20 protein-coding genes are annotated in these 22,885 nt (G+C 68.6%); 19 read left to right on the plus strand and 1 reads right to left on the minus strand.

From position 1 onward, the window contains the following. Position 1: 1 nt before the first annotated feature. A complete protein-coding gene (locus AC1DSA_RS24695) occupies positions 2-520 on the minus strand; it encodes a phasin family protein (RefSeq protein WP_477893640.1) in 519 nt (172 codons plus the stop codon). Positions 521-650: 130 nt separating this feature from the next. Between AC1DSA_RS24695 and AC1DSA_RS24700 the strand changes: the two genes are divergently transcribed. From AC1DSA_RS24700 to AC1DSA_RS24790, 19 genes are all read left to right on the plus strand, one after another. Continuing rightward, positions 651-2,636 (plus strand): SDR family oxidoreductase, encoded by a 1,986-nt coding sequence (locus AC1DSA_RS24700; protein WP_477893642.1) that lies wholly within the window; start codon positions 651-653, stop codon positions 2,634-2,636. 336 nt (positions 2,637-2,972) lie between these two features. After that, positions 2,973-3,596, plus strand: a complete 624-nt coding sequence (locus AC1DSA_RS24705) for an FkbM family methyltransferase (RefSeq protein ID WP_477893644.1) — start codon at positions 2,973-2,975, stop codon at positions 3,594-3,596. A 106-nt stretch (positions 3,597-3,702) separates the two neighbouring features. Beyond that, positions 3,703-4,767 (plus strand): dTDP-glucose 4,6-dehydratase, encoded by a 1,065-nt coding sequence (gene rfbB, locus AC1DSA_RS24710; RefSeq protein ID WP_477893646.1) that lies wholly within the window; start codon positions 3,703-3,705, stop codon positions 4,765-4,767. 7 nt (positions 4,768-4,774) lie between these two features. Continuing rightward, positions 4,775-5,668, plus strand: a complete 894-nt coding sequence (rfbD, locus tag AC1DSA_RS24715; RefSeq protein ID WP_477893648.1) for a dTDP-4-dehydrorhamnose reductase — start codon at positions 4,775-4,777, stop codon at positions 5,666-5,668. 5 nt (positions 5,669-5,673) lie between these two features. Continuing rightward, positions 5,674-6,564 (plus strand): glucose-1-phosphate thymidylyltransferase RfbA, encoded by an 891-nt coding sequence (gene rfbA / locus AC1DSA_RS24720; RefSeq protein ID WP_477893650.1) that lies wholly within the window; start codon positions 5,674-5,676, stop codon positions 6,562-6,564. Continuing rightward, entirely contained in the window at positions 6,561-7,118 is a 558-nt protein-coding gene (gene rfbC, locus AC1DSA_RS24725; protein ID WP_477893652.1) for a dTDP-4-dehydrorhamnose 3,5-epimerase, read from the plus strand. Before rfbA ends, rfbC begins: the two co-directional genes overlap by 4 nt. Positions 7,119-7,693: 575 nt before the next feature. Further along, positions 7,694-8,527 carry an ABC transporter permease gene (locus tag AC1DSA_RS24730; protein ID WP_477893654.1) on the plus strand — a complete coding sequence of 278 codons (834 nt, stop codon included), beginning with the start codon at positions 7,694-7,696 and terminating at the stop codon, positions 8,525-8,527. Between the two features lie 7 nt (positions 8,528-8,534). After that, positions 8,535-9,917: an ABC transporter ATP-binding protein gene (locus AC1DSA_RS24735; protein WP_477893656.1), complete on the plus strand. Its 1,383-nt coding sequence runs from the start codon at positions 8,535-8,537 to the stop codon at positions 9,915-9,917. Next, a complete protein-coding gene (locus AC1DSA_RS24740; RefSeq protein WP_477893658.1) occupies positions 9,914-10,762 on the plus strand; it encodes a hypothetical protein in 849 nt (282 codons plus the stop codon). Before AC1DSA_RS24735 ends, AC1DSA_RS24740 begins: the two co-directional genes overlap by 4 nt. A gap of 14 nt (positions 10,763-10,776) precedes the next feature. Continuing rightward, entirely contained in the window at positions 10,777-11,874 is a 1,098-nt protein-coding gene (locus AC1DSA_RS24745) for a hypothetical protein (protein WP_477893660.1), read from the plus strand. Positions 11,875-11,950: 76 nt separating this feature from the next. Next, complete coding sequence (locus tag AC1DSA_RS24750; protein ID WP_477893662.1) at positions 11,951-12,838, plus strand: alpha-1,2-fucosyltransferase; 888 nt, start codon at positions 11,951-11,953, stop codon at positions 12,836-12,838. Between the two features lie 15 nt (positions 12,839-12,853). After that, a complete protein-coding gene (locus tag AC1DSA_RS24755; RefSeq protein WP_477893664.1) occupies positions 12,854-14,830 on the plus strand; it encodes a glycosyltransferase family 2 protein in 1,977 nt (658 codons plus the stop codon). A gap of 2 nt (positions 14,831-14,832) precedes the next feature. Then, positions 14,833-16,449 carry a glycosyltransferase family 4 protein gene (locus tag AC1DSA_RS24760; RefSeq protein ID WP_477893666.1) on the plus strand — a complete coding sequence of 539 codons (1,617 nt, stop codon included), beginning with the start codon at positions 14,833-14,835 and terminating at the stop codon, positions 16,447-16,449. After that, the gene (locus AC1DSA_RS24765) at positions 16,446-17,384 is read left to right on the plus strand and encodes an NAD-dependent epimerase/dehydratase family protein (RefSeq protein WP_477893668.1); all 939 of its coding nucleotides are present in this window, start codon (positions 16,446-16,448) and stop codon (positions 17,382-17,384) included. Before AC1DSA_RS24760 ends, AC1DSA_RS24765 begins: the two co-directional genes overlap by 4 nt. Further along, complete coding sequence (locus AC1DSA_RS24770; RefSeq protein ID WP_477893670.1) at positions 17,385-18,251, plus strand: glycosyltransferase family 2 protein; 867 nt, start codon at positions 17,385-17,387, stop codon at positions 18,249-18,251. It abuts the gene before it with no gap. Between the two features lie 136 nt (positions 18,252-18,387). Next, the gene (gene fcl / locus AC1DSA_RS24775; RefSeq protein WP_477893672.1) at positions 18,388-19,365 is read left to right on the plus strand and encodes a GDP-L-fucose synthase; all 978 of its coding nucleotides are present in this window, start codon (positions 18,388-18,390) and stop codon (positions 19,363-19,365) included. Then, complete coding sequence (gmd, locus tag AC1DSA_RS24780) at positions 19,362-20,492, plus strand: GDP-mannose 4,6-dehydratase (RefSeq protein ID WP_477893674.1); 1,131 nt, start codon at positions 19,362-19,364, stop codon at positions 20,490-20,492. The genes fcl and gmd overlap by 4 nt, the downstream gene beginning before the upstream one ends. 63 nt (positions 20,493-20,555) lie before the next feature. After that, positions 20,556-21,737, plus strand: coding sequence for a glycosyltransferase family 4 protein (locus AC1DSA_RS24785; RefSeq protein WP_477893676.1), 1,182 nt, complete (start codon positions 20,556-20,558; stop codon positions 21,735-21,737). Then, positions 21,734-22,849, plus strand: coding sequence for a glycosyltransferase family 4 protein (locus tag AC1DSA_RS24790; protein WP_477893678.1), 1,116 nt, complete (start codon positions 21,734-21,736; stop codon positions 22,847-22,849). The genes AC1DSA_RS24785 and AC1DSA_RS24790 overlap by 4 nt, the downstream gene beginning before the upstream one ends. The last annotated feature ends 36 nt before the right edge of the window (positions 22,850-22,885 follow it).

Consider the following 22,885-nt stretch of genomic DNA (forward strand, 5'->3'; position numbering starts at 1 on the left):
CTCACCCGGCAGCCTTGCGCGCCGGTGCGCGCCGGCGGACGCCGGCCTTCGCGGCGGCCGACTTCGCCGCCGGACGCTTGGCCGCAGTCGGCTTGCGGGCGGTGCCGCCCTGCAGGCTGGCCACAGTCCGCTGGAGTTCCTCGATGCGGTCGACCAGCGCGTCGATGTCGCGCGATGACGGCACGCCGAGCTTCTTCATCGCGCGGGAGACGCGGTCCTCGAAGATGCCTTCCAGCTTGTCCCACTGCCCCGAAGCCTTGTTGGACAGGTCGGTGGCCATCGACGCCATGCGGGTGGTGGCTTCGGAGAGCCTTTCCTCGGCGACGTTCTGGGTGCGCTTCTGCAGCGTCTGGCCTTCCCTGACGAGCGCATCGAACACCTTGCTGCCTTCCTCCTGCGCCTTGGAGAAGGCGCCCAGGCCCGCGAGCCAGATCTGCTGCGCCGATTCCTTCACCGTGCTGGCCAGCTGCGCGGTCGAGGCCTTGCCGTCGCCGCCGGTCTTCTTGAGTTTCGTCACCATCGTGCTTCTCCTGTTGGAACGGAATTCCGCGCCCTGCACGGGGAATGTAGCGCGTGCGCGGGGGATGTGTAGGTGGGTCTTCCTAATGCAGAATGCCCGCGAGCGGCCCGAGCGGGCTTGAGGAGGATCAATGCACTACTTCGTCACCGGCGCCACCGGCTTCATCGGCAAGAGGCTCGTGAAGAAACTGCTGGCGCGCAAGGGCGCCACCGTGTCCTTCCTGATCCGCCCCGGCAGCGAAGGCAAGGTGCCGCAACTGCGCGAGTACTGGGGGGTGGGCGCCGCGCGCGCCATGCCGGTGGTCGGGGACCTCACCCGCAAGAAGCTCGGCGTCTCCGCCGAGGACGTGAAGAAGCTGAAGGGGCAGATCGACCACCTGTTCCACCTGGCCGCCGTCTACGACCTGTCCGCCGACGAGGAAAGCCAGGTGGAAGTGAACGTGGCGGGCACGCAGCACGCGGTGGAATTCGCCCGCGCGATCGACGCCGGCCACTTCCACCACGTGTCCTCCATCGCCGCAGCCGGCCTGTACGAGGGCGTCTTCCGCGAGGACATGTTCGCGGAGGCCGAGAACTTCGAGCACCCCTACTTCCTCACCAAGCACGAGAGCGAGAAGATCGTGCGCGAGGAATGCAAGGGCCCCTGGACGGTGTACCGCCCCGCGATGGTGGTGGGCGACAGCCAGACCGGGGAGATGGACAAGATCGACGGCCCCTACTATTTCTTCAAGCTGATCCAGCGCATGCGGCAGCTGCTGCCGCCCTGGATGCCGGCGGTGGGGCTGGAGGGCGGGCGCATCAACATCGTGCCGGTCGACTACGTGGTGGATGCGCTGGACCACATCAGCCACCAGCCCGAGATCGCCAAGCGCTGCTTCCACCTGGTGGACCCGGTGGGCTACCGGGTGGGCGACGTGCTGGACATCTTCAGCCGGGCGGCTCATGCGCCGCGCATGAACGTGTTCGTCAATGCGGCGCTGCTCGGATTCATTCCCCGCAGCGTCAAGAAGGGGCTGCTGGCGATCGCGCCCATCCGCCGCGTGCGCAACGCGGTGATGAAGGACCTCGGGCTGCCGGAGGACATCCTGCAGTTCGTGAACTACCCGACGCGCTTCGACAGCCGCGAGGCACAGGCGCTGCTCAAGGGGACGGGCATCGCCTGCCCCAACCTGAAGGACTATGCGTGGCGCCTGTGGGACTATTGGGAGCGGCACCTGGACCCGGACCTGCACATCGACCGGTCGCTGCGCGGCACAGTCGGAGGCAAGGTGGTGCTGGTCACGGGCGGCTCCTCCGGCATCGGCCTGGCGAGCGCGCACAAGTTCGCCGAGGCCGGCGCCACCACCATCATCTGCGGGCGCGACCAGGACAAGCTGGACGAGGCCTGCGCGGAGGCCCGGGCGCGCGGCTACGAATTCGTCGCCTACCCGGCGGACCTGGCCGACATGGCGGACATCGACCGCTTCGTGCAGCTGCTGATCGAAAAGCACGGCGGCGTCGACTTCCTGATCAACAACGCCGGCCGCTCCATCCGGCGCGCCATCGAGGCCAGCTACGACCGCTTCCACGACTTCGAGCGGACGATGCAGCTGAACTACTTCGGCGCACTGCGCGTCACGATGGGCCTGCTGCCCTCGATGGTGGCCAAGCGGCACGGGCACGTGGTGAACATCAGCTCGATCGGCGTGCTCACCAACGCGCCGCGCTTCTCGGCCTACGTCGCCTCCAAGGCGGCGCTGGACTCCTGGACGCGCTGCGCTTCCAGCGAATTCCAGGACCAGGGCATCACCTTCACCACCATCAACATGCCGCTGGTGCGCACGCCCATGATCGCGCCGACCAAGATCTACAACAACGTGCCGACGCTGGCGCCCGAGGAGGCGGCGGACCTGGTGGCTGAAGCGTGCGTGGCCAAGCCGGTGCGCATCGCCACGCGGCTGGGCATTGCGGGCCAGGTGCTGCATGCCCTGACGCCGCGCGTGGCCCAGATCGCCATGAACACCAGCTTCCGCATGTTCCCGGACTCGGGGGCGGCCAAGGGCGACAAGGGGGCGAAACCGCAGTTGTCGGCGGAAGCGATGGCGCTGCAGCAGATGATGCGGGGGATCCACTTCTGAGGCGTGTTGCCCATGCGCGCCGCGGTGGCGTCCGCTTTTGCCGCAGAAAGGGCGGGGGCCTAGGGATCCCCTGAGGGGAAGCACCGCTCTGCCGGGAGGCGGACCGTACAATCGTCCAAAGATTGAACGGATGTACTTGGAATGCTGCAGAGGTTTTGGCGAAAACTCGGTCGGAATGCGCCTGTCCAGGCTCCAGCGTCGACCGATCCAGGCGCGCCTGCGGCGCCGGCTCAGGACGCTCCTGCCCCGCCAGCCGTTACGCGGGATGCCTACATCCAGTCACCGCTGCCCATCGCCGGCGAATTGCGCACTCTCTTCGATTCCCAGGATGCACTGGTGATCTTCGACATCGGGGCGTGCGAAGGCGAGGACTCCATCCGCTATGCCCGCGAGTTTCCGAATGCGCGCATCTATGCGTTCGAGCCGCTGCCGTCCAACATGAGCACCTTGCACCGGCAGGTCGCCGCCTATGGTGCGACCCAGGTCGAGGCCTTCCCGATTGCGTTGTCCGACGAGCGCGGAACGGCGACGTTCCATGTTTCTTCCGGTTCTCCCGAGAATCTGCCGAGCACGGCGGACTGGGAGTACGGTAACAAGTCCAGTTCGCTGTTGCCGCCGGGTGAGCTTCGCGAACACTATCCCTGGCTCCGATTCGAGCAGTCCATCGAAGTGGCGACGGACACGCTGGCGAGCTTCTGCGCCGAGCGAGGCATCGAGCGCATCGATTTCATCCACATGGATGTGCAGGGCGCCGAACTCAAGGTGCTGCAAGGCGCCGGCGACCTGCTAAGTTGCGTGCGGGCGATCTGGCTGGAAGTGGAGAGGGTGCCCCTTTACGCGGGCCAGCCATTGGCGGAGCAGATCCAGGGCTTCATGGTCGCGAACGGCTTCGTCAAGCTCAAGGATACGGTCGGCGAAGTCACCGGGGATCACCTGTACGTCCGGCAGGAGCTTTCATGACTTCGCTGCAGCACCCAACCGGCCGTTCCGGGCGGGTGACTTTGGCTCGGATAGGATAAATTCGCACGGGCTCGGCTTCCCTGGCCGACATTTTGGAGCATTCCTCGTGATTCTCGTGACCGGAGGGGCCGGCTTCATCGGCTCCAACTTCGTGCTGGACTGGATCGCCGAGACGGGTGAGCCGGTCCTGAACCTGGACAAACTGACTTACGCAGGCAACCGGGAGAACCTGCGCTCGCTGGACGGCGACGCCCGGCACGTGTTCGTGCAGGGCGACATCGGCGATCGCAAGCTGGTGGACGAACTGCTCGCCAGGCACCGGCCCCGCGCGGTCGTGAATTTCGCGGCGGAATCGCACGTGGACCGGTCGATCCATTCCCCGGGCACTTTCATCGAGACCAACGTGGTCGGCACCTTCCACCTGCTGGAAGCGGTTCGGGGCTACTGGGAGGCCCTGCAGGGCGCGAACAAGGAGTCGTTCCGCTTCCTGCACGTGTCGACGGACGAGGTCTATGGTTCGCTGGCCGCCACGGATCCCGCCTTCAGCGAACAGAACCGCTACGAGCCCAACAGCCCCTACTCTGCGAGCAAGGCCGCGAGCGACCACCTGGTGCGCGCTTACCACCACACCTACGGGCTGCCGGTGCTGACCACCAACTGCTCGAACAACTACGGCCCCTACCATTTTCCCGAGAAGCTGATCCCGCTGATGATCGTCAACGCCCTCGCGGGCAAGCCGCTGCCGGTGTACGGCGACGGCCGCCAGATCCGCGACTGGCTCTACGTCGGCGACCACTGCAGCGCGATCCGGCGGGTGTTGCAGGGCGGGCGCCTGGGGGAGACCTACAACGTGGGCGGCTGGAACGAGAAGCCCAACATCGAGATCGTGCACACCGTGTGCGCCTTGCTCGACGAACTGCGGCCCAAGGCCGGCGGCGCGAGCTACCGGGAGCAGATCACCTACGTGAAGGACCGCCCCGGCCACGATCGCCGCTACGCGATCGACGCCCGCAAGATCGAGCGCGAACTGGGATGGAAGCCGGCGGAGACCTTCGATACCGGCATTCGCAAGACGGTGGCGTGGTACCTGGCGAACGGCGAATGGGTGCAGCGTGTCCAGAGCGGTGCCTACCGCGAATGGATCGCCACGCAGTACGCCGCGGCGGCCTGAGCGTCCCGTGAAGATCCTGCTGTTCGGGCGCAATGGGCAGGTGGGTTGGGAACTCCAGCGCAGCCTGGCGCCGCTGGGCGAACTCGTCGCGCTCGATCGCGCCGGGGACCAAGCGCTGTGCGGCGACCTGGCCGACGCCCAAGGTGTGGCGCAAACGGTGCGCACCGTCCGCCCGGACGTGATCGTCAATGCCGCGGCCTACACCGCGGTCGACAAGGCCGAGTCGGATGCGCAGGCTGCCCGCGCGGTCAATGCGCTGGCCCCCGCGGCCCTGGCCCAGGCGGCGCGCGAAGTGGATGCGCTCCTGGTCCACTATTCCACCGACTATGTCTTCGATGGCAGCGGCACGCGCCCCTGGACCGAGACCGATCCGACCGGTCCCCTGGGGGTGTACGGGCGCACCAAGCTCGAAGGCGAGCAGGGCATTGCCGCGGTGCTGCCGCGGCACCTGGTGTTGCGTACCAGCTGGGTGTACGGCGCCCGCGGCGGCAACTTCGCCAAGACCATGCTGCGGCTGGCGCGCGAGCGCGACGAGCTGAAGGTGGTGGCCGACCAGGTGGGCGCGCCGACCGGCGCGGACCTGCTGGCGGACGTGACGGCCCACGCGGTGCGCTCCTTGCTGGCCGGACAGGGCGCACCCGGGATCTACCACGTGGCGGCGGCCGGCGAGACCAGCTGGCATGGCTACGCACGCTTCGTCGTGACGCACGCGCAACGGGCCGGGCAAGCATTGAAGGCCGGGCCCGACCGGGTGCTGCCCATTCCCAGCAGCGCGTTCCCCACGCCCGCGCAGCGGCCCCATAATTCCCGGCTGGACACCCACCGGTTCCGCACCACGTTCGGCCTCGCGCTGCCTTCGTGGGAACACGGCGTCACGCGCATGCTGCAGGAAATCCTCTGACACCCATGACCCGACGCAAAGGCATCATCCTCGCCGGCGGCTCCGGCACGCGGCTGCACCCGGCGACGCTGGCCATCAGCAAGCAGCTGCTGCCGGTGTACGACAAGCCGATGATCTACTACCCGCTCAGCACGCTGTTGCTGGGAGGCATGCGGGACATCCTCGTCATCAGCACGCCGCAGGACACTCCACGCTTCGAGCAGCTGCTGGGCGACGGCTCGCAGTGGGGGCTGAACATCCAGTACGCCGTGCAGCCCAGCCCGGACGGCCTGGCGCAGGCCTTCATCATCGGCGAGAAGTTCGTGGGCAACGCGCCGAGCGCCCTGGTCCTGGGCGACAACATCTTCTACGGGCACGACTTCCAGCCCATGCTGCAGGCCGCCGACCGCCAGCAGGAAGGCGCGACGGTGTTCGCCTACCACGTGCAGGACCCGGAACGCTACGGCGTGGTCGCGTTCGACGCCGCCGGCAAGGCCAGCAGCATCGAGGAAAAGCCGGCCCAGCCCAAGAGCCAGTTCGCGGTGACGGGCCTGTACTTCTACGACCAGCAGGTGGTGGACATCGCGAAAGCGGTCAAACCCAGCGCGCGCGGCGAATTGGAGATCACGGCGGTGAACGACGCCTACCTGCAGAAGCAGCAGCTGAGCGTGCAGATCATGCGGCGCGGCTACGCCTGGCTGGACACCGGCACGCACGAGAGCCTGCTGGAGGCGGGCCAGTTCATCGCCACGCTGGAAAACCGGCAGGGCCTGAAGATCGCCTGCCCCGAGGAGATCGCCTGGCGCAGCGGCTTCATCGACGACGCGCAGCTGGAAAAGCTCGCCGAGCCGCTGAAGAAGAACGGGTATGGCAAGTACCTGCTGCACATCCTGCGCGAAAGGAGCAGCACCCAATGAACGTCACCCGGACCGCGATCCCGGACGTGCTGGTGATGGAGCCGAAGGTTTTCGGCGACGCCCGCGGCTTCTTCTTCGAGAGCTTCAACGAACGGGCCTTCCGGGACGCCACCGGGCTGGATACGCACTTCGTGCAGGACAACCACTCGCGCTCGGCCAAGGGCGTGCTGCGCGGCCTGCATTACCAACTCCAGCAGCCGCAAGGCAAGCTGGTGCGGGTGGCGCGCGGCGCCGTGTTCGACGTGGCCGTCGACATCCGGCGCTCCTCTCCCACCTTCGGCAAGTGGGTGGGCACCGAGCTGTCCGAGGAAAACCACCGGCAACTGTGGGTGCCGCCGGGTTTCGCGCACGGATTCCTGGTGCTCAGCGAGTTCGCGGATTTCCTTTACAAGACGACGGACTACTACGCGCCCCAGCACGAGCGCTGCATCGCCTGGAACGATCCGCGCCTGGGCGTGGGCTGGCCGCTGGCGCAGGCCGGCATAGCGCAGCCCGTGATGTCGGCCAAGGACCAGGCCGGCGTCGCCCTGGACGCGGCGGACCTGTTCGACTGAGCCTGCAGGGGCGCGCAGCCCGTGGGCGTGGGCGACGGCCCTGTGAGAATCGTAAGGGGATGTCCGGGCAATGGGGTCCGCGGCGTACCGTTCGGTCCCGCCCCGGTTGGGCCAACGGATCGGACCCGTGCGTGGGGCGCACATGCAACTTTTTCATTCGCGCCCGTGCCGCCTTTGTAAGCGGGGCCGATTCCCCGTGGAGCGATCTGCCGCCATTGGCGGCGGGACCGCGCGCGCGATGAGATAATCCCATCCTGGTGGGCCAGGTGCCTGCCACCACGGCCTTGCGCCGCGTGTCCGCTTTGCGGGCCGGGCGCCGAGGCGGGATGCCGTATCGAAGGAAGGGAGCGGGCGGGCCAACGGGGCACCGGAACCTGGCATGCCTCTTCGATGGGCAGTCCAGGGACGACCAATCGCAATGAACGAGTTCGGGTGCGCGCCGCCGATGCGCGGCTGACGGCAGAGCAATGCCGGAATGCGCACCCGCTGAAACCAAAGGGATGCGGACAACGTGATTTGCATTTTGCCGGCACGGGAGACCCGGCGCGCCATTCGCCCTTGCATGAAAGCCCCGGATGCGTGAGGCCCTCCAGAACGAGGTGGTGATCCGCCAGGGCATCGGCGAACGCCACTACTGGCGCGATCTCTGGGCCAAGCGGGAGTTGATCTACTTCCTCGCGTGGCGCGACGTCATCGTCAAGTACAAGCAGACGATGGTCGGCATCCTGTGGGTGCTGATCCGGCCGATCTTCACCCTGATGGTGTTCACCCTGGTGTTCGGCAGGATCGCGGCGCTGCCTTCGAGCAACGTTCCGTACCCCCTGCTGGTGTTTTCGGGCCTGATGCCCTGGCTCTTCTTCGCGGCTGCGGTCACCGAGGTGAGCAGCAGCGTGCAGTCGAACGCGGCGCTGGTCGGCAAGATCTACTTCCCCCGCCTCATCATCACGATCTCGGTGCTGATGGTCTGCCTCGTGGACTATGCGGTCTCCTGCCTGCTGATCGTGGTGGTGGCCCTGTGGACGGGGTACCCGCCGGACTGGCGCATCCTGTACCTGCCGGTGCTCACCCTGTGGGTGGCGGCGCTGGCGTACGGGCTGGGCTTGTGCGGCGCCGCGCTGAACGTGCGCTACCGCGACTTCCGCCACCTGATCCCGTTCGCGCTGCAGCTGGGCGTGTACGTGTCGCCGGTGGGTTACAGCGCCAACCTGGTTCCGGGCAAGTGGCGCTGGGTCTACTCCCTCAATCCCATGACCGGCATCATCGACGGGTTCCGCTGGGCCATCCTGGGGGAGCGCTTCGACGTCTACATCCCCGGGATGATCTTCTCGATCGTGGCAACGGTCGTGGTCCTCATCGTCGGGCTGTACTGGTTCCGCCACGTCGAACGGCAGTTCGTGGATTTCCTCTGAGCAACGCATGAAGGTCGTCGTCAAGGCGGAGAACCTGGGCAAGGTCTACGCCATCAATCACGAAGCCAACGTTTCGCGCTCGCTGGGCGCGACGCTGGAAAGCGGGCTGCGCAAGCTGGTCTCGCTCGGGCGGGCCGGCCACGGCCGGGAGCGCGCGCCCGAGGCGCTGGAGCAGCGCCGCACCGTCGAACAGTTCCGTGCGCTGGACGACATCTCCTTCGAGATCCGGCAGGGCGACCGCGTGGGCGTGCTGGGCCGCAACGGCGCCGGCAAGTCCACGCTGCTCAAGATCATCAGCCGCGTGGTGGAGCCGACCTCCGGCAGCCTGACGCTGCGGGGCCGGATCGCCAGCCTGCTGGAGGTGGGCACGGGTTTCCATCCGGAACTCACCGGGCGCGAGAACGTCTTCCTCAACGGCGCCATCCTGGGCATGAGCCGCGGCGAGATCGCCCGCAAGTTCGACGAGATCGTCGACTTCGCCGAGATCGAACGCTTCATCGACACGCCGGTGAAGTTCTATTCGAGCGGCATGTACGTGCGGCTGGCCTTCTCCGTGTCGGCGCACCTGGAGCCCGACATCCTGATCCTGGACGAGGTGCTGGCCGTGGGCGACATGCGCTTCCAGCGCAAGTGCATCGACAAGATGCAGTTGGCGGGGCGCGAGGGTCGCACGCTCATGTTCGTCAGCCACAGCACGCAGGCGATCATCCAGACCTGCAAGACCGCCCTGTACCTGAAGGACGGACGGCTGCACACCTACGGGATGGTCGATGCAGCGGTCAGTGCCTACACGCTGGACAACGTGGCCGCCGTCCCGCCGCCACCGGCGCCGGCAGCCGACGCACCGGCCGTGGAGGAGGATGACGAAGAGGAGGAACGCGACGAGTTCCTGCAGGGCGAGTACACGTACCGCGAAGGCGACGAACTGTACCGGGAGGTCGGCGATTTCGCCGAATTCATCGGTGCCCGGCTGCTCGATGCGTCGGGTGGCGTGTCGGCCCGCTTGCCGATCCACCAGCCGATCCGCTGCGTGCTGCGCTACCGGATGCGGCGCGACGTCCCCTTCCGGATGGTTCCGAACTTCCACTTCTACCTTGAAGACGGCCGGCGCTTCTTCATCGCGTTTCCGGAGCATGTCGCCCCTTCCAAGGCCGGCGAGTACGAGGCCACCTGCATCGTGCCGCCTTTCCTGATCAACACGGGCCGCTACACGATCACCCTGGGCCTCAGCAGCTATGAGCTGCCCAACCCCGTCCACTTTGCCGCCGACCGGGCGCTGCGCTTCGAGGTGTTCGAGCCGCAGGACAGCGACCCGCGCCGCCATGGCTGGACGGGCAGCCTGCCCGGCGTGAACCGGCCCCACCTGGACTGGGAGATCAGCAAGTTATGAATTTGAAGCTCATGCCCGGAATTCCGGCGCCTGCCTATGCCGGGCGCCTGCGCAACGTGCACTCGCAGTACGGCGAGGACGGCCTCCTCGAATACGTGCTGGAACGCCTGCCCGACTGCCCCCGCTACTTCGTCGAATTCGGCGCCTGGGACGGACTTCACCTGTCCAACTCCGCGCACCTTGCGGAGCAGGGCTGGGCCGGCTGCTTCATCGAAGGCGAACCGGACCGCGCGAAGGATGCCGTGCGCAACTACGCGAACGTGCCCGGCATCACCGTCAAGACGGGGTACGTCATGCCGACCGGGGAGCATTCGCTCGACCGCATGCTGCGCGACACCGCCTGCCCCCGGGAGTTCGGCGTGCTGTCCATCGACATCGACGGCAACGACTTCCATATCTGGGAGCACCTGAGCGACTACCGGCCGCTCGTGTGCATCGTCGAATTCAATCCGACGATCCCGGTGCAGGTCGACTTCGTCCAGGCCATGGATCCCCAGGTCCACCAGGGCTGCTCGCTGACGGCGCTGCACCGCCTGGGCGCCGCGAAGGGCTATGTGCTGGCGGGCGCGACCGACATCAATGCCGTGTTCGTGCGCGCGGACGCGGCCGCGGCCGCCCGGCTGCCCCATTACGCGCCCATCCAGGTGAAGACCGTCGATCTCGAAACGCAGGTGTTCCACGGTTATGACGGCAGCGTGCACGTGGCCGGTTATCCGGAACTGGTGTGGCATGGCGTCAAGATCGATCCCGAGGCCTGGCAACTGCTGCCCCCGGAACTGCGGCGCTTCCCCGTGGGCCAAAGCGACCAGTACTACTGGGCGCTGTCGAAACTGAAGGGCCAATGATGTCGACTACCGGCATGGACCTGCCCCTGTCGCTGGTGAAGGACGCCTCCGGGGCGCTGGACAGCGCATGGGTCGGCCGGCTCGCGCAGGTGTTCGGGCTGCGCGGCTTCATCGAGACCGGCACCTACCTGGGCCAAAGCCTGGAGAACGTCTGCGGTTCGTTCGAGCGCGCGGTGTCGATCGAACTTTCCACCGAGTTGCATGAGGCCGCGCTCCAGAAATTCGCGGACCGGCCCAATGTCACCCTGCTGCAGGGCGATTCGGCGCGCCGGATCGTCGATGCCGCCGCACTGTGCGCCGGCCTGCCCACGCTGTACTGGCTGGATGCGCACTGGAGCGCCGGCAACACCGCGCGGGGCGACGAGAACACGCCGATCCTCACGGAACTGGCGCTGATCGCGCAGCGGGTGTCGCCCGACGACGTGGTGCTCATCGACGACATGCGCCAGTTCATCTCGGTTCCCGAGGGCTTCGCCAAGCACGATGCCCACGCCGGTTATCCGCTGATCGACGAGGTGCTGCAGGTGCTGGCAGGGTTTCCGGCGGGCGGCTTCGATGCCGTCCTGTCGGGGGACATCCTCGTCTGCATGTCCCGCCAGCGCATGAACATGCTGCATGTGAGCCCGGTGGTCCGGGCGATCACGGCACTGAGGACGGATCCGCGCATGTCGGCGCAGCAGCGGCGGCTGTGCGAACGGGAGATCGGGCGCGCGCGCGGAGCGGAGCGCGACGTGCTCCTGGGCCTGCCGAAGCACTACGAGCACGCGCAGCAGTTCGGCATCGGCGGCGATTTCTGCTATTGGCGCGCCCTGGTGAAGGAGTCGGAGTGGGACTTCGATGCCGCCCGCGCCGACCTGGAGATGGCGCGCCGTTGCAACGTGCACGTGCCGGCCCGGTCCTGGGAGGGAAACAGCTTGCGGTCCCGGCTCCAGCGGTCCGTTGGCGGGCTGGTCGTGTCGGCCCGTGCCGCCCGCGAGCGGAGGCGGGAAGCTGCTGCCTTGGCGGCGGCGCCCAAGCCAGGCGCTCCCGGTGGCGAGGCCTCGCCATCCCCCCCGCAGGACGCGAGCGACGGTGCACCGCATGCAGGCGGCTCTTCGGGAGCGGCAAGGTGAGGACATCCGCAAGACGACGACGGATGACGCAGCCGTGCGAACAGCTGCCTTGCGCTCGGCCAAAGGAGGTGGCCGCGTGAACGCCGTCACCACCAGGCTCCTGGGCGGCCTCGGGAACCAGATGTTCCAGTACGCCGCCGCCCGGGCACTTGCCGACCGTTCCGGCAGCGAACTCCTGCTGGACGTCAGCGAGTTCGCGACCTACCACCTGCGTCGCTACGAGCTCGACACGCTGCGCGTGCGCGCCCGCGTGCTGCCGTCTGCGTCCGAGCAGACCGCGACGCTCGCGACGCCGCTGGTGCGCAAGGGCAGGGCGGTCTGGCGCAAGCTGTTCCCCGCGCGCGTCGAACAGGGCGTGCCGGTGTACCGCGAAAGATCCTTCGCCTTCGATCGCGGCCTGCTCGAACAGCGGCCGCCGGTGCTGCTGGAAGGCTACTGGCAGAGCGAGAAGTACTTCCTCGACGCCGCCGCCGCGATCCGCCGCGATTTCAGCGTGATCGACGAGCCGGACGCGGCCAACCGCGCGGTGCTGCAGCGCATGCAGGGCACCACCGCGGTGTCGCTGCACGTGCGCCGCGGCGACTACGTCAGCAATCCCACCGCCGCGGCCTACCACGGCACCTGCTCCCCCGAGTACTACCGGCAGGCGGTGGACCACATCGCGCAGCGTTGCGGGCCGCTGACGCTGTTCGTCTTCTCGGACGACCAGGACTGGGTGCGCGCGCACATGCCGTTCGCCCATCCCACGGTGCACGTCGACGCGAATTCGCCGGACCGCGGCGTGTGGGACATGCACCTGATGAAGCAGTGCCGGCACCACATCGTCGCCAACAGCTCGTTCAGCTGGTGGGGCGCCTGGCTCAATCCCGCGCCGGACAAGATCGTGGCCGCGCCGCGGCGCTGGTTCACCGATCCGGCCATCGACACTTCCGACCTGATTCCCGCTGCCTGGGTCAGGTTCTGAACCTCACCGTCGCCCATGTCATCCCCACCCCTGCTCACCGTGCTGATGCCCGTGTACAACGGCGCGGATTACCTGGCGGAGTCGATCGAGACGATTCTCGGCCAGACGCTGCAGTCCTTCGAGTTCCTGATCCTCAACGACGGATCGAAGGACGGCTCGCAGGCGATCCTGGACGACTACGCCGCCCGTGACCCGCGCATCCGCGTGGTGCAGCAGGCGAACATGGGACTGGCGGCCACCCTCAACAAGGGCATGGCGATGGCGCAGGGCGAATTCATCGCGCGCCAGGACCAGGACGACCTGTCCGCACCCGAGCGCCTGGAAAAGCAGCTGGCCTACATGCAGGCGCACCCGAAGTGCGCGCTGCTCGGCACCCGCGCGAGCATCTGGGCCGACCGCACGCCGACCGATCGCGCCCATGACCACCCGGTGTTGAACACCGTGCTCAAGCTCGACTTGCTGTTCAACAACCCTTTCGTGCACAGCTCCGTGATGCTGCGCCGCCAGGCGGTGCTGGACCTGGGTGGCTACACCACGGACCGCGAACGCCAGCCGCCGGAGGACTACGAGCTGTGGGCCCGCATCGGCCGTGCGGCGCGCGTGGCGAACCTGCCGGAGCGGCTGCTCGTCTACCGCGAAGCGCCGCAGAGCATGTCGCGCACCGGCGAGAACCCGTTCCAGTCCAAGCTGGTGCTGCTGTCGGCCGAAAACGTCGCGCTGACGTCAGGGCTCGCTGAACCGGACCAGCACTGCCGCAACATTGCGGCGCTGATGCACCGGTCCACGGAGGGGCGCTCCCGCCGGCAGGACCTCGCGGCGATGGAGGCGGTCCTGCAGCGCTGCTTCGACCGCATAGGCGCGGAGGTGGACTCCGAAGACGAACGGCGCCAGTTCCAGGCGCGCTGCGCCTACTGGCTCGACAACCTGCGCCACCACCAGGCCACGCAGCCCGAGGCACCGTTAGGCCCCGAGCCGACGCTCACGGTGCTGATGCCGGTCTACAACGGCGAAGACCACGTGGCGGAAGCGATCGAAAGCGTCATGGCGCAGAGCGTGCACAACTTCGAGTTCCTGATCGTCAACGACGGTTCGACCGACCGCAGCCAGTCCATCCTCGAAAACTATGCGGCGCGCGACTCGCGCATCCGCATCATCCAGCAGCCAAACATGGGACTGGCGGCGGCGCTCAACGTCGGGCTGCGCGCGGCCACGGGAGAACTGGTGGCGCGACAGGATCACGATGATCTCTCGTCGCCCGACCGCCTGGAAAAGCAGCTGGCGTACATGCGGGCGCATCCGGAATGCGTGCTGCTCGGCACGCGTGCCACCATCTGGTCCGCCGGCGTGCCGACGGACCGCGCCCATGACCACCCGGAGTGGAACGCGGAGCTCAAGCTGGACCTGCTGTTCGACAACCCGTTCGTGCACAGCTCCGTCGTGATGCGCCGCCGCGAAGTGCTGGACCTGGGCGGCTATTGCACGGATGCGCGCCGGCAGCCCCCCGAGGACTACGAACTCTGGTGCCGCCTTGCGCGTACCGGCCGCGTGGCCAACCTGCCGGAGCGCCTCCTGGCCTACCGCGAAGTGCCGAGCAGCCTGTCGCGCACGGGCCCCCACCCGTTCCAGGCGAAGCTGGTGCTCCTGTCGGCTGAGAACCTGGCGCTGACGGCCGGACTGCCGGAAGGCGACCCGCACTGCCGCGACATCGCGGCGCTGGTGCACCGCTGGGCGCAGGCGCGCAACGCGAGGCCGGATGTGGCGGCGATGAGGGCGGTGCTCGAGCGCTGTTTCGAGCGCATCGCCACCGAAGTGGAGTCCCCGCAGGAGCGCCGTGCCTTCCAGGCGCGCTGCGCCTACTGGAGGCGCAACCTGCGCAGCCACTACCTGCGCCAGGTCGTGCAGCCTGCATGGGCCCGGCCGATCACCGACACGGTGGGCCGCGGCGCCCGTACCGTCCTCCGAAAACTTTCCTCCTTCGTCCGGGGAGCCTGACGATGCGCCTGTTGTTCGCCTGCGAGTTCTACTCTCCCAGTGTCGGGGGCGTGCAGGAAGTGATGAAGCAGCTGGCCGAGCGCATGGTGCAGCGCGGCCACCAGGTGACGGTGGCCACCACCCGGCTGGGCGAGCGGGACTTCAGTTCCCTCAACGGCGTGGAGATCGTCGGCTTCGACATCGTCGGCAACCTGGTGCGCGGAATGAGCGGGGAGATCGAGCGCTACCGCGAGTTCGTGCGCACCTTCCCCTGCGATGCGCTGATGGTGAAGGCCGCGCAGCAATGGACTTTCGACGCGCTGTGGCCGGTGCTGGATGACCTCACCTGCCGCAAGGTGTTCATCCCCTGCGGCTTCTCCGGCCTGTACGAGCCGACGTACCAGGAGTACTTCCAGCAGCTCCCCGACGTCATGCGCAAGTGGGACCACCTGATCTTCTACGCGGAGCAGTACCGCGACGTCGATTTCGCGCGCGCGCACGGGCTCGATCGCTTCACCATCCTGCCCAACGGCGCCAGCGAGGCCGAGTTCGACGTCCAGCCCGATCCCGCGTTCCGCAGGCGGCACGGCATCCCCGAGGACAGCTTCGTGCTGCTCACCGTCGGCAGCATGACCGGCGTGAAGGGCCACCGCGAAGTCGCCGAAGCGTTCGCGCGGCTGAAGCTGCGGATCGGCCGCCACGCGACCTTGCTGCTCAATGGCAACGAGCCGCCCAGGCCGCCCATCGCTCCGCCGCCGGCGCCGTCCGCCCAGCCACCGCAACCCGCTCCGGCGACCGCGCTCACGCCGCTCTCCTGTTCCTCGCCGGAGCTGCTGTCTCCGGTCGCGCAGGCCGCCGCGGCGCCCGCCCTCTCGCCCCCGCCGGGCGTGCTGGCGCGGGCGACGCGCGTCTATCGCAACGAGGGCCTGGAGGGCGTGGCCAACCGGGTGTCCCTCTACCTGCAGCGGCCGCTGCGCGTGGTCGCGCGGACCGCACGCGGCCCGATCAAGGTGATGCGGGTCTCGATGCAGATCGCGAACTCCCTGCGGCGCGACGGCCTGGCGGTCACCACCGAGAAGGTGCACCGCGGGGTCTACGACCGAACGCGCCACCGCGCGATCTGGAAGGTGCTGCCGGACCGCTGGAAACCCGGCCACGTGTATGGCGTGGCGCAGTGGCTGGCGGCCGCCAACCGCAGCCCGCTGGGCACCAAGCTCGCGCTGCACACCAACTTCCCGCGCGACGAACTGGTGCAGGCCTACATGGCGGCCGACCTGTTCGTCTTCGCCTCCAACATCGAATACTCGCCGCTGGTCCTGTACGAGGCCGCCGCTGCGGGAACGCCCTTCCTCACCGTCCCCGTGGGCAACGCGGAGGAGATCGCACGCTGGACCGGCGCAGGCGTGCTGTGCCCGGCAGCCAAGGACGAGCGCGGCTACACCCGGGCCGACCCGGCGGTGCTCGCCAGCGCCATCGCGGAGCTGGCGGCGGACCCGGCGCGGCTGCGCGCCCTGGGCCGCACCGGCCGCCAGCGCTGGCAGGCCAATTTCACCTGGCAGGTGATCGCCGGGCGCTACGAAGCGATCCTGGCCGGCCAGGCGCAGCCCTGCGGGACCATGGTGCTCAAGGAGACGTCATGACGTGCTGCCTGGTAGGAGGCGCCGGTTTCATCGGCAGGTCGCTGGCGCGCCAGCTGGCCGACAGCGGGCGCGAGCTCGTGGTGCTGGGTCGCTCGCCGCAGCCGGCCGTGCCGCTGGATCCGCGGGTGCGCTACGTGCCCTGCGACGCGCGCGACGGCGCCGCGCTGGGGCTCGCATTGGCCGGCGCCACCGAGATCGTCGACCTGTCGTACGCGTCGGCGGCACGGGCCACCTTCTCCGATCCGCTGGCCGAACTGCTGGTCAACGTGCCGGTGTCGCTGGCGGTGATGCAGGCCGCGCTGGCGCTGGGCCTGCGCCGCTACGTCTACGTGTCTTCCGGCGGCACGGTGTACGGTGAACAGCCGGTGCAGCCGATCACCGAGGACGCGGTGCCCGCGCCCGTCTCGCCCTACGGCATCACCAAGCTGACCATCGAGCGCTACGCCTTGCTGGAGCAACACCACCACCGCCTGCCGGCCGTGCTGCTGCGACCGGGCAATGCCTACGGGCCGGGGCAGAAGCCGTTCACCGGCCAGGGCTTCGTCGCCACGGCGGTGGGCTCGGTGCTGGCGCGCAAGCCGATCACGGTGTTCGGGGCCCGCGGCACGGTGCGCGACTACATCCATGTCGAGGACGTCGCCGGCGCCATCGTCGCCGCGCTGGACCACGGCGTGCCCGGCAGCGTCTACAACGTGGGCACCGGCATCGGCCTGGACAACATGGACATCCTGGACCTGATCCGCCATGAAGCGGAGCCGGCCGGCTTCCCGGTGCGCTGCGAGTTCGCGCCCGCGCGGCCGGCGGACGTCTCGGCCAACGTGCTGGACGCGTCGGCCCTGCAGCGGGTGTCCGGCTGGCGCCCGCGCATCGCCTGCCCCGACGGCATCGCCGAGGTCTGGCGCGCCCAGCGCGCATTGCTGGAGGCCGGGGCCTGAATGGCCGATCCGCTGGTGTCCGTGCTGCTGCCGGTGCACAACGGCGCCCGCACGCTGCCGGCGGCGCTGGCATCGCTGCGCGGCCAGACCTTCGCGGACTTCGAGGTGCTGCTGCTCGACGACGGCTCCGACGACGGCTCGCCCGCGCTGGCGAGCGCCCTGGGCGACCCGCGCATCCGCGTGCTGTCGGACGGCGTGCGGCGTGGGCTCGCGGCCCGGCTGAACGAAGGCGTCCGCCACGCCCGCGGCAGCTTGGTCGCGCGCATGGACGCGGATGATCTGTGCTTCCCCGAACGGTTCGAACGCCAGGTGCGCTTCCTGCAGCTGCACCCGGAGGTCGACCTCGCAGGCTGCCGCGCGGTCGTGTTCCGGGACGGCGATGGCGGGCTGATCGGCCTGCTGCAGCCCCCGGCCAGCCACGAGGCACTGACGCGCCGACCCTGGAACAGCATCCCGCTGCCGCATCCTTCGTGGATGGGCCGCCGGTCCTGGTTCGAACGCAACCCCTACCGCCACCCCGAGGTCCTGCGGGCCGAGGACCAGGAACTGCTGCTGCGCGCCCTGCCGTCCAGCCGTTACGCGTGCCTGCCGGACGTGCTGCTGGGCTATCGCCAAGGCCCATTCCAGCTCGGTCGCACCCTGCGGGCGCGCCGGTCGCTGCTGACGGCGCAGGTTGGCCAGTTCGCGCGCCGGCGCCAGTGGGCCTGGCTGGGACTCGCCGCCGCGGTCACCCTGGCCAAGGTTGCGGTCGACCTGGTGGCGGCGCTGCCGGGGGCGCAGCAGGCCTTCTTCCTGCGCATGCGCGGCGATGTGCCCGCGGAGGTGGAGCGCCAACTGCGGGCCGGCCTCGCGGGTGGACCGGCGTGAGCCCGTGCATGGGCGCCCCGTCGTGCTCTCATCTCTGCGGTGCCGTGGCCCCTGGAAACTCCCTCGCCCGCGCGGCCCGGCCGCGCGAGGTGCTCTGCGATAATCGCGCGCCTGCAGCGCGACGCTGCATCCAGCCATGAACACCACTCCCAAGATCTACGTCGCCGGCCACCGAGGCATGGTGGGTTCGGCCATCGTCCGCCGGCTGCTGGCCGATGGCGTGTCCCGTGACGCCCTGGTCACCCGCACGCACGCCGAACTCGACCTGACCGACCAGGCCGCGGTGCGAGCGTTCTTCGATCGCGAGCAGCCGGACCAGGTGTACCTGGCCGCCGCGCGCGTGGGCGGCATCCACGCCAACAACACTTATCCCGCGGACTTCATCTACGACAACCTGATGATGGAGGCCAACGTCATCGACGCGGCCTTCCGCCACGGCGTGCGCAAGCTGCTGTTCCTGGGCTCCAGCTGCATCTATCCGAAACTCGCCGCGCAACCGATGGCCGAGGACGCGCTGCTGACCGGGGTGCTCGAGTCCACCAACGAGCCCTATGCGGTCGCCAAGATCGCCGGCATCAAGCTGTGCGAGAGCTACAACCGCCAGCACGGCGCCAGCCAGGGCGTGGACTACCGCAGCGTGATGCCCACCAACCTGTACGGCCCGGGCGACAACTACCATCCCGAGAACTCGCACGTGATCCCGGCGCTCCTGCGCCGCTTCCACGAAGCGAAGCAACAGGCTGCGGCCCGCGTGGTGATCTGGGGATCGGGCACGCCCCGGCGCGAATTCCTCTATGTCGACGACATGGCGGCGGCGAGCGTCCACGTGATGAACCTCGACGCGGCCGAATACCAGCGGCACACGCAGCCGATGCTCAGCCACATCAACGTGGGCTACGGCGACGACCTCACCATCCTGGAGCTCGCGCAGCAGGTCGCGCGCACGGTCGGCTATGCCGGCCGGATCGAGCTCGATCCCACCAAACCCGACGGCACGCCGCGCAAGCTGATGGACAGCACGCGCCTGCGATCCCTGGGCTGGCAGCCGCGCGTCGACCTGGCGCAAGGCCTGCGGCTGGCCTACGACGATTTCATGAAGGCAGAACGCAAGTGAGCGACAGCAAGCAAAAAACAGCCCTGATCACCGGCGTCACCGGCCAGGACGGTTCCTACCTGGCCGAGTTCCTGCTGGCCAAGGGCTATGTGGTCCACGGCATCAAGCGGCGCGCGAGCCTGTTCAACACGGCGCGAGTGGACCACATCTACCAGGACCCACACCTGAGCCACCGCAACTTCGTGCTGCACTACGGCGACCTGACCGACAGCACGAACCTGATCCGCATCGTCCAGCAGACCCAGCCCGACGAGGTCTACAACCTCGGCGCGCAGAGCCACGTGGCGGTGAGCTTCGAGTCCCCGGAGTACACCGCGGACGTCGATGCGATGGGAACGCTGCGGCTGCTGGAGGCGATCCGCATCCTGGGGCTGGAGAAGAAGACGCGCTTCTACCAGGCCTCGACATCCGAGCTGTACGGCCTGGTGCAGGAGACGCCGCAGAAGGAGACGACGCCTTTCTATCCGCGCAGCCCCTATGCGGTGGCGAAGATGTACGCGTACTGGATCACGGTGAACTACCGCGAGGCCTACGGCATGTACGCCTGCAACGGCATCCTGTTCAACCACGAGAGCCCGCGCCGCGGCGAAACCTTCGTCACCCGCAAGGTGACCCGCGGCCTCGCCAACATCGCGCAGGGACTGGACAACTGCCTGTACATGGGCAACATCGATTCGCTGCGCGACTGGGGCCATGCGCACGACTACGTGCGCATGCAGTGGATGATGCTGCAGCAGGACCGGCCCGAGGACTTCGTCATCGCCACCGGCGTGCAGGTCAGCGTGCGCGAGTTCATCACCATGAGCGCCGCGCGCCTGGGGATCACGCTGCGCTTCGAAGGCCACGGGGTGGACGAGACCGGAACCGTCGCCGCCGTCACCGGCGACGCGGCACCGGCGGTCAAGCCCGGCGACGTGATCGTGCGCATCGACCCGCGCTACTTCCGGCCCGCGGAGGTCGAGACCCTGCTGGGCGATCCGACCAAGGCCAAGGAGAAGCTGGGCTGGACCCCGCAGATCACGCTGGCGCAGATGATCGACGAGATGGTGGCGAGCGACCTGGAGGCCGCCCGGCAGCACGCGCTGCTCAAGCAGCATGGCTTCAAGGTGGCGGTCAGCCAGGAGTGATTCGCTTGGCGCTCCGCGGACCGGCGGCGTGCCGGGTGGCTTGCCCGGCAGGAGGGCACTGACGTGCGCGTCTGCTTCGTGGCGGCCAATTCGTTCGCGCTGAATGCCTTCCTCGCGACGCCGATCGAGGCGCTCGTGGCAGCCGGGTGGAAGGTCACCGTGGCGCTCAACACGCAGGACGGCGAGGTGAGCGAGGCGGTGCGCCGGCACGCGCAGGTGATGCCCCTGCCGCTCAACCGGAACATCTCGCCCCTGGCCGACCTGCCCGTCCTGCGCGAACTCGTGCGCCTGTGCCGGCGCGAACGCTTCGACGTGATCCACAGCATCACGCCCAAGGCCGGCGTGCTGGCGATGACGGCGGGCCTGCTCGCCGGTGTGCCGGTGCGCATGCACACCTTCACGGGCCAGGTCTGGGCCACGCGGCGCGGCGCCCTGCGCCTGTTCCTGAAGCTCATGGAGCGGTACGTTGCGCGCTGCGCCACCCACGTGCTGGCCGACAGCCGCTCGCAGGCCGACTTCATGGTTGCGCACGGCACCGCTTCGGCGCAACGCATGGAAGTATTGGGCGCGGGCTCGATCTGCGGCGTGGACACGCAGCGCTTCCGGCCGCGGCCGGAAGCGATCGCCGCCGTGCGCGGCCGCCTCGGCATTCCGCTGGACGCCACGGTGGTGCTCTTCGTCGGCCGGCTCCATCCCGACAAGGGCCTCGCGGAACTCGGTCGCGCCTTCGAGGACGTGGCCTCGCGCCGGCCCGGCGTGCACCTGGTGCTGGTCGGCCCGGACGAGGGCGGGCTTGCGCGCCTGCACGAAGGCGTCATGCAAGCGCGCGACCGCTTGCACGCCGTCGGCCGCAGCGCGGAGCCGGAGCTGTACATGGCCGCGGCGGACCTGCTGTGCCTGCCCAGCTACCGCGAAGGCTTCGGCCTGTCGCTGCTGGAAGCCTCGGCCGCCGGCCTGCCGGTGCTCGCGTCGCGCATCTACGGCATCGTCGATGCGGTGGAGGACCAGCAGACCGGCCTGCTGGTTCCCGCACGCGACAGCGCCGCGCTGGCGCAGGCCCTGGACCGGCTGGTGGGCGACCCGGCGCTGCGCACGCGCCTCGGCCGGGCCGGCCGCGAGCGCGCCGAGCGCGTGTTCTCCAAGGAAGTGATGCAGGACGCCTGGCGCGGCCTCTATGAGCGGCAGCTGCGGCAGGTGCCGGCCGGCAAGAGGAACGCCGGCAAGGCGGAGGCCGGAACCCGATGATGGCGCTCCTGGTCCTCTGCGCGTTCATCTCCTTCGTGAGCTGCGCGCTGCTGCTGCGCCTCGGCCAGGAAAGCGCACGCCGCTACGGCTGGTCGGTGCCGCAGCGCTTCCACCTCGGCGACGTGCCGCGGCTGGGCGGCGCCGCCATGTTCGTGGCCTGCAGCATCGGCTGGGCGACCATGGCGTTCGCCCCGCGGATGCTCGGCCTGGACTACGCGATCCCCTTCGACGGCAAGCAGGCGCTGACCTGGTGGGTGGTCACGCTGGCGGCGGTGGTCTCCGGGGTGATCGAGGACGTGACGCACCGCCTGCGAGCGCGCTGGCGCTTCCTCAGCACCGGCTGCGCCGCCGTGCTGGCCGTCGCCCTGTTCGGCCTGACTGTGCCCCGTACCGGCGTGCCCCCGGTGGACATGGTCTGGGCCATGACGCCCTGGTTCGGCATCGCGCTGGCGGTGTTCGCGCTGGCGGGCCTGCCGCACGCGTTCAACATCATCGACGGCTACAACGGGCTGGCCGGCATCGTCAGCCTGATCTGCTGCCTGGCGATCGCCTCGGTCGCGCTGCGGCTGGGCGACCGGCAACTGGCGGCGCTGATGATCGTGCTCGCGGGCGCGACCGCGGGCTTCCTGCTCTGGAACTTCCCGCACGGACTGATCTTCGCCGGCGACGGCGGCGCCTACCTGTGGGGCGTGGTCATCGCCATCTGCGGGACGCAGCTGGTGCAGCGGCATCCCCAGGTGTCGCCCTGGTTCCCCGTGCTGCTGCTGATCTACCCGGTGTGGGAGACGCTGTTCTCGATGTACCGCAAGCGGGTACGGGGGCTCTCGCCCAGCGTCGCGGACGCGCTGCACTTCCACCAGCTGATCTTCCGCCGCATCGTGCGCCAGGTGTTCCACGACGACGAGAAGCGGCGCATGCTGATCCGCAACAACCGCACCTCGCCCTACCTGTGGGGGTTCACGCTGCTCACCGTGATTCCGGCCGCGCTGTTCTGGAACAACACACCGGTGCTGATCGTCTTCACCCTGCTGTTCATCGTCAGCTACGTGTGGTGTTACACCAGTATCGTGCGCTTCAGGGCGCAACGCTGGATGCGCCGGTTCCGCCGCTGAGGAAGCCCCGGGTCCGCTTGCGGCACAATTTGCAGG

The sequence above is a fragment of the Ramlibacter sp. P4_H7 genome (assembly GCF_056400765.1).